Source organism: Mycobacterium sp. ACS4054 (assembly GCF_001667275.1).
Taxonomy (GTDB): domain Bacteria; phylum Actinomycetota; class Actinomycetes; order Mycobacteriales; family Mycobacteriaceae; genus Mycobacterium.
On record NZ_LZHV01000067.1, the window covers coordinates 1 to 12931 of the forward strand.

Consider the following 12931-nt stretch of genomic DNA (forward strand, 5'->3'; position numbering starts at 1 on the left):
GGTCCCGGCGCCCGCCCCCGCTCCGGTTCCCGAGGCGCCGGCACCCGCCCCGATTCCGGTGGCCCCGGCGCCGGCACCGCCGCCGGTGGCGCCCATCCCGGTGCCGATCCCGCTGCCGATACCCGGCATCGGCGGACCGGTCATCGGCGGGCCCCCCGGAGGCGGCTACGGGCCGCACGGCGGCGGTGAGGACGGACCGCACGGTGGCGGCGGTGGCGGCGGAATCCCCGGCCTCCCGGGCTTGGGTGGCGGCCACGGCGGCTTTGGCGGAGGTCACGGCGGCGGCTTCGGCCGCCACTAGCCCGCGGGCGCGATCGCACCTGTCATCTGCCGTTTGCCTCCCGCTTAGCGGGGCGATGCAGTTAGCTCATCGTGGCGACCTACACCGGTTGTATGCGCTGCACCGTATTCGGCACCGGCTACCTGGGTGCCACCCACGCCGTCGGAATGGCGGAACTGGGACACGAGGTCGTCGGGGTCGACATCGACCCCGGGAAGGTCGCCAAGCTCGCCGGCGGTGACATTCCTTTCTACGAGCCCGGCCTGCGCAAGCTGCTGCAAAAGAACCTTGCCGCGGGGCGGCTGCGGTTCACCACCGACTACGACGTCGCCGCCGATTTCGCCGACGTCCACTTCCTCGGGGTCGGCACGCCGCAGAAGAAGGGCGAGTACGGCGCCGACCTGCGGCACGTGTACGCCGTGATCGATGCGCTGGTGCCGCGGCTGACGAAATCCGCTGTGCTGGTGGGCAAGTCGACGGTCCCGGTGGGCACCGCTGCCGAGCTGAACCAGCGGGCGGCCGCCCTGGCGCCGCGCGACGTCGACGTCGAGATCGCCTGGAATCCGGAGTTCCTTCGCGAGGGCTACGCGGTGCACGACACCCTGCATCCGGACCGCATAGTCCTTGGCGTGCAACAGGATTCGACCCGGGCCGAGGATGCGATCCGCGAACTGTACGGCCCGCTGCTCGCCGAGGGCGTGCCCTTCCTGGTGACCGACCTGCAGACTGCGGAGCTCGTCAAGGTTTCCGCCAATGCCTTTCTGGCGACCAAGATCTCGTTCATCAACGCCATCTCCGAGGTGTGCGAGGCCGCGGGCGCCGACGTCAGCGTGCTGGCCGACGCGCTTGGCTACGACCCGCGGATCGGCCGCCAATTCCTCAACGCCGGTTTGGGCTTCGGCGGGGGCTGCCTGCCCAAGGACATCCGCGCCTTCATGGCCCGCGCCGGCGAACTGGGGGCCAATCAGGCGCTGACCTTCCTGCGCGAGGTCGACAGCATCAACATGCGCCGGCGCACCCGCATGGTGGAGCTCGCCAGCGCCGCGTGCGGCGGTTCGCTGCTGGGCGCCAACATCGCCGTGCTCGGCGCGGCGTTCAAGCCCGAATCCGACGATGTCCGCGACTCACCCGCGCTCAACGTGGCGGGCCAGCTCCAGCTCAACGGCGCCGCGGTCAACGTCTACGACCCCAAGGCGCTGGACAACGCGCAGCGGCTGTTCCCGACGCTGAACTACGCGGTCTCGGTCGAGGAGGCTTGCGAGCGCGCCGACGCGGTGCTGGTCCTCACCGAGTGGCGGCAGTTCGTCGACCTCGACCCCGACGACCTGGCCGACCGCGTGCGGGCCCGGGTGATCGTCGACGGGCGCAACTGCCTCGACGCCGCCCGCTGGACGCAGGCGGGCTGGCGGGTGTTCCGGCTGGGCGCGCCGCGGCCCTGAGCCGGCGCCGAGCGTAGCCTGACCCGCGTGGACTACGCCGGTGTCTTCCTGGACGAGAACCGGGCATTCTCGGAGCTTTTCCGCGATGTCGACCGGTCGAAGCCCGTGCCGACCTGCCCGGGCTGGAGCCTCGACCAGCTCCTGCGGCACGTCGGCCGCGGCGACCGCTGGGCGGCGCAGATCGTGCGCGACCGGCTCGAGGAGTTCCTCGACCCGCGCTCCGTCGAGGGCGGCAAGCCGCCACCCGACCCGGCCGACGCGATCTCCTGGCTGCACGGCGGCGCGCGGCGGCTGGTCGACGCCGTCGAGCTGACCGGCGTGGAGACACCGGTGTGGACGTTTCTCGGGCCGCGCCCGGCGAACTGGTGGGTCCGCCGGCGCCTCCACGAGGTGGCCGTGCACCGCGCCGACGCGGCGATCGCGACGGGAGCCGAGTTCACGCTGGCCGCCGAGGTGGCCGCCGACGGGATCACCGAATGGCTCGAGCGGGTGGCCGTCCAGGCCGGGTCCGACGGTTCGCCCCTGCCGCTCGAGGACGGCAACACCCTGCACCTGCACGCCACCGACCCCGGCCTCGGCGAGGCCGGTGAATGGACGATCGGCGTCGACGCGGGCCGGATCACCTGGTCACACGAGCACGGCAAGGGAACGGCGGCGTTGCGGGGCGGGGCGACCGAGCTGCTGCTGGCCATCCTGCGCCGGGTCCCGCTCGCCGACACCGGCATTGCGCTGTTCGGCGACGAGGCCGTCTGGCAGGACTGGCTGGACCGCACCCCGCTCTGACCACGGCGGTCGAGCGCACACGGTAACTTGCAGTCCATGACCACTTCGGAGATCGCCACCGTCCTGGCGTGGCACGACGCGCTGAACGCTTCCGACCTGGAAACCCTGGCGGCGCTGTCCAGCGACGACATCGACCTGGCCGACCCGCACGGCGCCGCGCAGGGCCACGAGGCGCTGCGCAAATGGGCCGCCTCGCAGCGGGTGGCGGCCACGGAACTCGGCCGGATGTACGTGCACGACGGTGTCGTGGTCGCCGAGCAAAAACCCGCCGACCCCGCCGCGGCCACCGCCGCCGCGTTGGCGTTCCGGGTGGTGCATGACCACGTCACGTCCGTGTTCCGGCACCAGGATTTGGCGTCGGCGCTGGCGGCCACCGAACTCACCGAATCCGACCTCGTCAACTAGGCGCGAACCAGGGGAGCCACTCATGCGCGGGATCATCTTGGCCGGCGGCTCGGGCACGCGGCTGCACCCGATCACCGTGGGCATCAGCAAGCAGTTGCTGCCGGTGTACGACAAGCCGATGGTCTACTACCCGCTGTCCACGCTGATGATGGCCGGGATCCAAGACATCCTGGTGATCACCACCCCGCACGATGCGGCGGGCTTCCAGCGGCTGCTGGGCGACGGCTCGCAATTCGGCATCAACATCACCTACGTGACGCAGGAACGGCCCGACGGCCTGGCCCAGGCCTTCGTGCTGGGGGCCGACCACATCGGCAACGACTCGGTCGCGTTGGTGTTGGGGGACAACATCTTCTACGGGCCGAGATTGGGCACCAGCCTGAGCCGGTTCCAATCCATCAGCGGCGGAGCGGTTTTCGCCTATTGGGTGGCCAACCCCTCGGCGTACGGCGTCGTCGAGTTCAGCGACGACGGCACCGCGCTGTCGCTGGAGGAGAAACCCCAGACGCCGAAATCGAACTACGCGGTGCCGGGGCTGTATTTCTACGACAACGACGTGATCGAGATCGCCAAGGGTCTGAAGAAATCGGCGCGCGGTGAATACGAGATCACCGAGGTGAACCAGATATACCTCAGCCGGGGCAGGCTCTCGGTCGAGGTGATGGCCCGCGGCACGGCCTGGCTGGACACCGGAACGTTCGATTCGCTGTTGGACGCCAGCGATTTCGTCCGCACGCTGGAGCGACGGCAGGGGCTGAAGGTCAGCGTCCCCGAGGAAGTGGCGTGGCGCCGCGGCTGGATCACCGACGATCAGCTGGCCGAGCGCGGGCAGACCCTGCTCAAGTCAGGCTACGGTGGCTACCTGCTGGAGTTGTTGGAGCGGAGCCGATTTCAGTAGGTTTGGCCAGCGCCGCGGCGATCGCCGTCGTCAGCGGAACCGACAGTGCCAGCGCGATGCCGCCCACCGCCGAGCGGGCGATCTCGATGGCCACGCTCTCGCTGGTCAACACGTCGGTCAGCGAGCGGTTGGCGACGCTGAACAGCAGCAGCAGCGGCAGGGAGCTGCCGGCGTAGGCCAGCACCAGCGTGTAGACCGTGCTGGCGATGTGATCGCGGCCAACTCGTATGGCGCCCAAGAAGATCGCGCGCCGCGAGCCGCCGAGGTGGGCGAGCTCGAAGACCGTGGACGCCTGGGTCACGGTCACGTCGTTGAGCACGCCCAGTGACCCGACGATGAAACCGGCGAGCAGCAGCCCGCTGATCGACACGTTGCCCAGGTAGGCGCTGACGGTGGCGTTCTGGTCGTCGGACAGGCCGGTCAAGTGGGCCAGTTGTATTGCCGCCCAGGACAATCCCGCGGCCAGCAACAGCGACGTCAGGGTTCCCAGCAACGCGGCGCTGGTCCGCAGGCTGACGCCGTGGGCCAGGTAGATGACGGCGTAGAGGATCGCCGCCGCGGCCACCAGGGCGACCGGAACCGCGGGCGCGCCGTCGCGCAAGGCCGGCAGCAGGAACGCGACCAGCACCACGAACGCGACCACGATGCCCACCAGCGCGAGCAGCCCCCGCCAGCGCGCCACGGCGACCACCACCACCGCGAACGCGACGGCCAGGGCGACCAAGGACCAGCCGCGCTCGAAGTCGTAGAACGCGTAGCTGGTGGCGCCCTGATCGTCGACCTGCCGCACCAGCCGAAGATGATCTCCCACAGCGAATTTCGGCTGACCCGGGCCGGGAGAGGACTCCAGCAGCGTGTTCGCCCCGGCGTTGGGGCCGGAGTCGATCGCCACCTGGGTCAGCACGCAGCGGCCCGCCCCCGGGGGCGCCGGCTGCGGCGCGGTGGTGAGCACCTGACCGACCGACGGGCTGCCGCAGTCACCCCCGCCGCTGGAGAGCACGTGCCCGGCCTGCGTGCTCACGGCGCCGCCGGCCGCGTTCTGGAACGGCATCGGGATGTCGACGTGCTGCCGGCTGGGCCACAGCAGGATCGCCCCGGCCAGCACGGCCACGCCGATGGCCACCAGCAGCCCGACGACGACCCGGGCGGGCAGCGGGTCGACCGGGGCCGGGCCGGACGGGTGGTGCGAGTGGGAGTGCGAATGGGTCACCCGGTCCACCGTAGAGGCGCCGGCTGCGAAAACGCTTACGGGCGATAGCTCACCAGGAAGTTGCCCAGCCGCTCGATCGCCGCGGCCAGGTCACGCGCCCACGGCAACGTCACGATGCGCAGGTGATCGGGTGCCGGCCAATTGAATCCGGTGCCCTGGGTGACCAGGATCTTCTCCTGCAGCAGCAGGTCGAGGACGAGCTGTTCGTCGTCGGCGATGTCGTAGACCTCGGGGTCGAGCCGCGGGAAGGCGTACAGCGCGCCCTCGGGCTTGACGCACGACACCCCGGGAATCTCGTTCAGCTTCTGCCACGCGACGTCGCGCTGCTCGAGCAGCCGGCCGCCCGGCAGCACCAGGTCCTCGATGCTCTGATGGCCGCCCAGGGCGACCTGGATTCCGTGCTGGGCCGGCACATTGGGGCACAGCCGCATGTTGGCCAGCAGGTTGATGCCCTCGATGAAGCTCTCGGCGTGGTCCTTGGGCCCGGTGATCGCCAGCCAGCCCGCCCGGTAGCCGGCGACCCGGTAGGCCTTGGACAGGCCGTTGAAGGTGAGACACAACAGGTCGTGCGCGAGCGAGGCCACGTTGATGTGCTGGGCGTCGTCGTAGAGGATCTTGTCGTAGATCTCGTCGGCGAGCAGCAGCAGTTCGTGCTTGCGCGCCAGTTCCACCATCTGGGTGAGGACCTCGCGGCTGTACACCGCGCCGGTCGGGTTGTTGGGGTTGATGATGACCAGCGCCTTGGTGCGGTCGGTGATCTTGGATTCCAGGTCGGCGATGTCGGGCTGCCACGCCTGCGTCTCGTCGCACAGGTAGTGCACGGGCGTGCCGCCGGCCAGCGACGTCGACGCCGTCCACAGCGGGTAGTCGGGCGACGGGATCAACACCTCGTCGCCGTTGTCGAGCAGGGCCTGCAGCGTCATCGTGATCAACTCGGAGCACCCGTTGCCCAGGTACACGTCGTCGACGTCGAACCGTGGGAAGCCCTCGACCAACTCGTAGCGGGTGACCACCGCGCGGCGCGCCGGCAGGATGCCCTGCGAATCGGAGTAGCCCTGCGCGAACGGCAGCGCCTGGATCATGTCGCGCATGATCACGTCGGGCGCCTCGAAGCCGAACGGCGCCGGGTTGCCGATGTTGAGCTTGAGGATGCGGTGGCCCTCGGCCTCCAGCCGCGCGGCCTGCGCGTGCACCGGGCCGCGGATCTCGTACAGGACGTCCTGCAGCTTGGACGACTGCGCGAAGACCCGCTGCCGGTGATGAGCGGAGGCGTGCAGGGGCAGCTGGTGGGTGGTCACGTCTCTAATGGTGCCACCACTGTCCACCGAAATTTGCTGTCAAGCGGCAAAATCCCAGGTCAGCGCTTGCCGGGTGGGCGCGCACCCCGGGCGATACCCAGCCCCTTTACCGGCGGGCCCGACGGCGCGTCGTCTCCGTCGGTCTGCTGCGCCGGCTCGGCCTTCGGCGCCTCCTCGGCCTCGGCCTTCGGTGCCTCGGCCTTCGGGGCTTCGGTCTTGAGCGCCTCGACGGCCGGTGCGGCCTTCTTGGCGCCGGGCCGCTTGGCGCCGGCGGCGATGCCCAGGCCCTTGACCGGCGCCGCGGGCGCCTTCTCCTCGGCCTTGGCTTCCTCAGGCGCCGCCTCGGCCTGCTTCGGCGCCTCGGCCTTGGGTGCCTCGGCGGCGGGTGCGGCCTTCTTCGCGCCGGGGCGCTTGGCGCCGGCGGCGATGCCCAGCCCCTTGGCCGGGGCGGCCGCGGGCGACTCCGTGGGCGCCTCCGCCTTGGCCTCGGCCTGCGCGGGTGCGGCCTTCTTGGCGCCCGGCCTCTTGGCGCCTCCGGCGATGCCCAGCCCCTTCACGGGCGCGGCCGGCGCGGACGCCGTCGCCTCGCCGTCGCCGGCGGGCTCGGCGGCCTTCTTGCCCGGCTTCTTGGCGCCGCCGGCGATGCCCAGCCCCTTCACGGGCGCGGCCGGCGCGGCCGCCGCCTCGGACTTCGGGGCCGCCTCGGCGGGCGCCTCCTCGGCCTCCTTCGCCGGTGCCTCCACGGTCGCGGTCGCCTTGGGCGCCGCGGCCGCGCGCTTCTCGGCCTCCTTGGCGGCGGTGCCCTTCTCCGGCAGCGTCGCCTTGTCGTACTCGAGCGACCCGAGCAGCACCTGGGCGACGTCGAGCACCTCGACGCCGGTCCGGCCGGCCTCCTCGGAGCGGTCGTTGACGCCGTCGGTGACCATCACCCGGCAGAAGGGGCAGCCGGTGGCGATCGTCGACGCCCCGGTGGCCAGGGCCTCGTCCACGCGCTCGTGGTTGATGCGCTTGCCGATGTGCTCTTCCATCCACATCCGCGCGCCGCCCGCGCCGCAGCAGAAGCTGCGCTCGGCGTGCCGCGGCATCTCGGTGAGCGTGGCTCCCGCCGCGCCGATCAGCTCGCGCGGCGCCTCGTACACCTTGTTGTGCCGGCCCAGGTAGCACGGGTCGTGGTAGGTGATGTCCTGCGAGACCGGGCTGACGGGGACCAGCTTGTTGTCCCGGATCAGCCGGTTGAGCAGCTGGGTGTGGTGCAGCACGGAGTAGTTCGCGCCCAGCTGCCGGTATTCGCGGCCCAGGGTGTTGAAGCAGTGCGGGCAGGTGACAACGATCTTGCGGTCGACCGTCTCCACGCCCTCGAACACGCCGTCCAGCGTCTCGACGGCCTGCTGGGCCAGCTGCTGGAAGAGGAACTCGTTGCCCGAGCGGCGCGCGGAGTCGCCGTTGCAGGTCTCGCCGGTGCCCAGCACCAGGTACTTCACGCCGGCGATCGCCAGCAGTTCGGCGACGGCCTTGGTGGTCTTCTTGGCCTTGTCGTCGTAGGCGCCGGCGCAGCCCACCCAGAACAGGTACTCGAAGCCGTCGAAGCTGTCGACGTCCTCGCCGTAGACCGGGACGTCGAAGTCGACCTCGTCGATCCAGTTGGTCCGGTCGGAGGCGTTCTGGCCCCACGGGTTGGCCTTGGTCTCCAGGTTCTTGAAGAGCACCGACAGTTCCGAGGGGAACTCGGACTCCATCATCACCTGGTAACGGCGCATGTCGATGATGTGGTCGACGTGCTCGATGTCCACCGGGCACTGTTCGACGCAGGCGCCGCACGACACGCAGGACCACAGAACGTCGGGGTCGATGACGCCGCCCTGTTCCTCGGTGCCCACCAGCGGGCGGGTGGCCTGCTCGGGCCCGGAGCCCATCACGCGGCCGAAGCCCGACTCGGGGACGTGGTGCGCCTCGGCGTGCTTCTCGCCGGCCAGCTCCTCGCCGATCCCGCCCTCCGGGGTGTTCTCGAGGGGGCTCTCCTTGTCACCGAGGATGTAGGGCGCCTTGGCCATCCAGTGGTCGCGCAGGTCCATGATGACGAGCTTGGGCGACAGCGGCTTGCCGGTGTTCCAGGCCGGGCACTGCGACTGGCAGCGGCCGCACTCGGTACAGGTGGCGAAGTCCAGCATCGCCTTCCAGCTGAAGTCCTCGATCTTGCCGCGGCCGAATTCGGCGTCGTCGGGCGGGTTTTCGAAGTCGATCGGCTTGCCGTCGTGTTCCAGCGGCAGCAGCGGCCCCAGCCCGTCGGGCAGCCGCTTGAAGATGACGTTGATCGGCGCCGTGAAGATGTGCATGTGCTTGGAGTGCAGCACGATGATCAGGAACGCCAGCATGACCGCGATGTGCAGCAGCAGGGCCGTCGTCTCGATGATCTCGTTGGCGGGCTGCCCGAGCGGACGCAGGATCGCGCCGAACAGCTGCGACAGGAAGGCGCCCTTGCCGTAGGGCAGCGTGCCGTTGTTCACCGCGGACCCGCGGACCAGCACGTAGGTCCAGACGACGTTGAAGATCATGAACAGCACCAACCAGGCGCCGCCGGTGTGGGAGCCGTAGAACCGCGACGAGCGGCCGATCTCACGCGGGCTGCGCATCAGCCGGATGATGGCGAAGGTGGTGATGCCCAGGAAGACGGCGGTGGCGAAGAAGTCCTGCAGGAAGCCCAGCGCGTCCCAGCGCCCGATGATCGGGATGTGGAAGTTGTCCTGGAAGAGCAGGCCGTAGGCCTCGATGTAGACCGTGAGCAGGATGAAGAAGCCCCACATGGTGAAGAAGTGGGCCAGGCCGGGGATCGACCATTTGAGCAGCCGGCGTTGCCCGAAGACCTCGGAGACCTCCGCCCAGATTCGCTTGCCGGGCTCGTCGGTGTGCCCCGGTGCGGGCTTCCCGGACGTGATCAGCTTGAACAGCCACAGGACCCGCTTGGCAGCGAGTGCGGCCACGACCAGCGTCATGCCCATGCCCACTATGAGTCTGATGAGCATCTGCGTCGTCACTGAAGGTCTCCCCAATGCATCGTTGATTCAGCCTGCGAATTGTTTGCCTGCTCAGCCCTGCTCATAGTTACATCTCCGCAGCTTTCGCCGCGAGAAAGGCTGCCCTAACTCGGGATCGCCGTGACCGGCGCCACCCCGTCAGTGCTGGGGCTGCTGGAAGATCGGCGGCAGCGGCCGGAAGCGGGTCGTCGTCGGAGGCGCCGCGGTGGTGGTCGGCGCCTGCGTGGTGGTGGGCGCCGCGGTCGTGGTGGTCGGCGCGGCGGTGGTGGTGGTCGGCGCCTGCGTGGTGGTGGTGGTCGGCGCCTGGGTCGTCGTCGTTGTGGTCGACGTGGTGGCGGGCGGCGGCTCGGACGACGACGGCGGCGGCGGGGGCGGCGGGAGCACCGTCTCGGTGGTGCTGCCGTTCGGCTCGGTGATGGTGACCGTTTGCGACGTTTGCGGGGGCGCCGGTGCGCCCGGCGGGGTGGTCTTGGCCGGGCTGGATTTCGTCAGCCCAAGGTTGATCGCCAACAGGACGGCCACCAGCACCGCCGCCGCGGCGCCGGCGACGGTCAACACCAGCGCCGTGCGCTTGTACCACGGCAGGCCGCCCTGCTCGGCGGGGTAGCGGTCGCCGGCGGGGGCGTCGAACTCCCTTGCGGCATTGGTGTATTCGCCGGTCGCGTCCCGCCCGGTGTAGGGCACCGGCTCGTCCGCGCCGTCGGCGTCCTGGGACCAGGCCAGGGCGCCGTCGACGTCGGTGGCCCGGGCGGCCCACGCGGCCTGGGTCATGTCGATGCCGCCGGTGCCGACCATCTCCGTCGGCGACTCCACCACGGCGCCCGCGGCGGTCGGGGCGCCCGCCGGCCCCTGCTGCTCACCGAGCGCCGCCGCCCCGCCGGCGGCGCTGACCGCGGGATGCGGTGCGGTGTGGACCGGCACCGCGAAGCGCTCCGACAGCCGCGCGGTGATCAGCGGGATGCTCGCCCCGCCGCCGACGCTGGCCACGGCGGCCAGCCGGGTCCGCGGAATCCCGTTGCGGCGCAACGCTTCGTCGAGGGCGCCCAGGAACCGGTCCAGCGGCTCGGAGATCAGTTGTTCCAGTTGGGCGCGGGACAGCTGCGCACTGCCGACGGCGGCCGTCGCGGCCGTCGACAGTTGCTCCTTGGCGCGCCGGCACTCACCGAGCAGCCGGGTCTGCGACCCCATCCGCATGGTGCTGCCCAGGTCGGCCATGGTGGCGTCGGAAGCCTGCAGGCCGCCGAGAACGAGCTGATCGATCGCGTCCCCGGAGAAGTCGGTGTAGCGCACCGTGGGGCCGACGCGCGCGAAATTCGAGCCCGCGTCCATCAGGCTGATGCTGGTGCCGCTGGCGCCGAAATCGCATACGGCGACGACGCCGGCCGTCGGGAATCCCGGTCTGCCCCGCAACGCCGCGAGCGCCGCGGTGGCGTCGGGCACCAACACCGGGGCCACCCCGCCGCGGGCCAGGTCCGGCTGGGCGAAGAACTCCTCGCGCAGCGCGGTGAACTGGGCGTCGGACCAATACGCGGGGACGGCGATGGTGATCGGCGTGCCGTAGCCGGCGGTGCGGGCCATGGCCTCGATCGCCTCGACCGTCAGCACCTCGCCCAGGTACTTCGTCCCGTCGGGCGCCACCAAGGGGGATCGGTCGCCGACGCGCTCGACGAATCCGCGCAGCACCATGCCGGTTCCGGTCAGGTTCGGGTTTTCTTCGGGCAGGCCGACTTCGGTCGGCCGGTGCTCGAAAAGCGTCAGCACGGCGCTGCGCACCACCGGGGCGTTCCCCGCGCGGGCCGCCACCAGGTTGGCCGCCCCGATCGACAGCCCGAGCGACTCGCTCATGCCCCGCACCCCATTTCCGATCGCCCGGTGTTCCCCAACATAGCGGGGTCAGCGCAGGCCGGGCGGGACCGTGATGACCGTCGGCACCCCCGGAATCGTGATCGACGGCGGCAGCGGGGGCAGATGATGCCGGTGCGTCGGCTCCTGCGTGGGTTGCTGCGCCGGCGGTTGTGTCGGCTGCTGCGCCGGCGCCTCGACCGCGCTGCTGGTGGTCGGGGTCGTCGTGGTGGTGGTCGGCGCGGTCGTGGTGGTGGTGGTCGTCGTCGTGCTCGTGCTGCTGGTGCTCGGCTTGGGGCTGGTGCCCTGGCCCGGGCTCAGCAGCTCGCTGATGCCGTAGATGATCAGCCCGATCAGGATCGCGACGAACGCCAGCCAGGCGATGAGCAGCGGCGGGCGGCGGTACCACGGAGTGGGTTCGGCGTCGTCGAAAGCCTCCGGTTGCTCGAACGCGTCGGGCGGGTTGGCCGGGGGTTCGCCGGATGTGGGCTGCTCAGCCATGCCGTAGCCGGCATGCTGGGTCGCTTGTTCGTGGAAGTCGTCGGGTGGGCCTTTGCGTGCCACGGCACCGATGGTACTGACACCACCTGCCAGCCTTCTCAGGCCGCTCGCGCCGTGGCGCCTCAGTCGCCTTCGAGCGCGGCCCGCACACGTCCTCGCGCCCGGTCGAGCCGGGCGGCGGCCTCGGCCGCGTCGACGCCCACGAGCAAGGCGACGATCGCCGTCTTGGCGTGACCCCCCGCGGCGTCGAGCGCGGCGGCCGCGCGGTCTTCGTCGACGCCGGCCGCGTCGCGGACGATGCGCACCGCGCGGCGGCGCAGCTTCGCGCTGGTCGGGTGCACGTCGACCATCCGCGGTCCGTAGGCCTTGCCGAGCGCGATCATCACGCTGGTCGAGAGCGCGTTGAGCGTGACCTTCTGAGCCGTGCCCGCGGTCAGCCGCGTCGAGCCGGCCAACACCTCGGGGCCGGTCAACAGTTCGATCACCACATCGGCCGACGCCTCGCTGCCGGGGTTGTTGACGACCGCGACCGTCAGCGCGCCCGCGGCGCGTGCGTGCGCGAGCGCCCCGAGCACGTACGGCGTGCGGCCCGACGCGGTGATCCCGACGAGCGCGTCGGCGGCCGTCAGGTCGGCGAGATCGGCGGGAGTGAACGCGTCTTCCGCGCCCTCGATCGCCTCGGTCAGGGCCGCCGGCCCGCCGGCGATCACGCCGCGCACGAGGTCGGTGCCGAAGGTGGGCGCGCACTCGGCCGCGTCGAGTACGCCGAGGCGCCCGGGCGTCCCGGCGCCGGCGTAGATCAGGCGGCCGCCGCGTTCGACTCGCATGGCGATCGCCTCGGCCGCCGCCGCGATCCGCGGGACCGCCGCCGCCACCGCGGCGTGCGCCTCGCCTTCGGCGCCCACGAGCAGCGCGACGACCTCCGCAACGGGACGGGCGTCGAGATCGTCGAGGCCCGGGCGCTCCGCTTCGGTGGCGAGCGCATCGAGTCCTTGCGCGGCAACGGTTTTCGGTGCGGCCCGTAACCGGATCAGGTGCGGCTCGTGGATCGCCGACAGTCGCAGCGCCCCGTCGAGCGGGTCACCGGCGGCCGGGACGAGGTCGAGCCGCTCCCGCAGCGCCTCGAACCCGGCCAGGCCGCCGACCATCGCGACAGGGCCGGCCCCGGCCGCGCGAGCGGTCGTCGCGAGCGCCTCGGCCGCCGCGCCGACGATCGCCCGCGCGGCGGCGTCGCCGTGGGCGG

Annotated in this window: 11 protein-coding genes; 5 read left to right on the forward strand and 6 right to left on the reverse strand. The window is 71.2% G+C overall.

The window, feature by feature from the left end; translation table 11 throughout:
• The 5 genes from A5730_RS25020 to rfbA all read left to right on the forward strand — a co-directional run.
• Window positions 1–301, forward strand: a 301-nt coding sequence (locus tag A5730_RS25020; protein WP_197506313.1) for a hypothetical protein, incomplete at its 5' end; no start/stop codon positions are given.
• Between the two features lie 92 nt (window positions 302–393).
• On the forward strand, window positions 394–1719 hold the full coding sequence (locus A5730_RS21845) for a UDP-glucose/GDP-mannose dehydrogenase family protein (protein WP_067905227.1): 1326 nt from the start codon (window positions 394–396) through the stop codon (window positions 1717–1719).
• Between the two features lie 27 nt (window positions 1720–1746).
• Window positions 1747–2502 (forward strand): maleylpyruvate isomerase family mycothiol-dependent enzyme, encoded by a 756-nt coding sequence (locus A5730_RS21850; RefSeq protein WP_067905230.1) that lies wholly within the window; start codon window positions 1747–1749, stop codon window positions 2500–2502.
• Window positions 2503–2538: 36 nt separating this feature from the next.
• Entirely contained in the window at window positions 2539–2907 is a 369-nt protein-coding gene (locus A5730_RS21855; protein WP_055400513.1) for a nuclear transport factor 2 family protein, read from the forward strand.
• 22 nt (window positions 2908–2929) lie between these two features.
• Window positions 2930–3805: a glucose-1-phosphate thymidylyltransferase RfbA gene (rfbA, locus tag A5730_RS21860; RefSeq protein WP_067905233.1), complete on the forward strand. Its 876-nt coding sequence runs from the start codon at window positions 2930–2932 to the stop codon at window positions 3803–3805.
• On the opposite strand, the gene A5730_RS21865 is transcribed toward rfbA, so the two are convergent.
• The 6 genes from A5730_RS21865 to A5730_RS21890 form a co-directional block, all read right to left on the reverse strand.
• Window positions 3747–5015, reverse strand: coding sequence for a YibE/F family protein (locus A5730_RS21865; protein WP_067905248.1), 1269 nt, complete (start codon window positions 5013–5015; stop codon window positions 3747–3749). The genes rfbA and A5730_RS21865 overlap by 59 nt on opposite strands.
• Window positions 5016–5050: 35 nt before the next feature.
• The gene (locus tag A5730_RS21870; protein ID WP_067905236.1) at window positions 5051–6340 is read right to left on the reverse strand and encodes a pyridoxal phosphate-dependent aminotransferase; all 1290 of its coding nucleotides are present in this window, start codon (window positions 6338–6340) and stop codon (window positions 5051–5053) included.
• Between the two features lie 32 nt (window positions 6341–6372).
• Window positions 6373–9345, reverse strand: a complete 2973-nt coding sequence (locus tag A5730_RS21875) for a heterodisulfide reductase-related iron-sulfur binding cluster (protein ID WP_067905239.1) — start codon at window positions 9343–9345, stop codon at window positions 6373–6375.
• Window positions 9346–9483: 138 nt separating this feature from the next.
• A complete protein-coding gene (locus A5730_RS21880) occupies window positions 9484–11190 on the reverse strand; it encodes an Hsp70 family protein (protein ID WP_067905242.1) in 1707 nt (568 codons plus the stop codon).
• A 48-nt stretch (window positions 11191–11238) separates the two neighbouring features.
• The gene (locus tag A5730_RS21885; protein ID WP_067905245.1) at window positions 11239–11751 is read right to left on the reverse strand and encodes a hypothetical protein; all 513 of its coding nucleotides are present in this window, start codon (window positions 11749–11751) and stop codon (window positions 11239–11241) included.
• Window positions 11752–11810: 59 nt separating this feature from the next.
• Window positions 11811–12719, reverse strand: coding sequence for an N-acetylmuramic acid 6-phosphate etherase (locus A5730_RS21890; RefSeq protein WP_067905251.1), 909 nt, complete (start codon window positions 12717–12719; stop codon window positions 11811–11813).
• Window positions 12720–12931 lie beyond the last annotated feature (212 nt).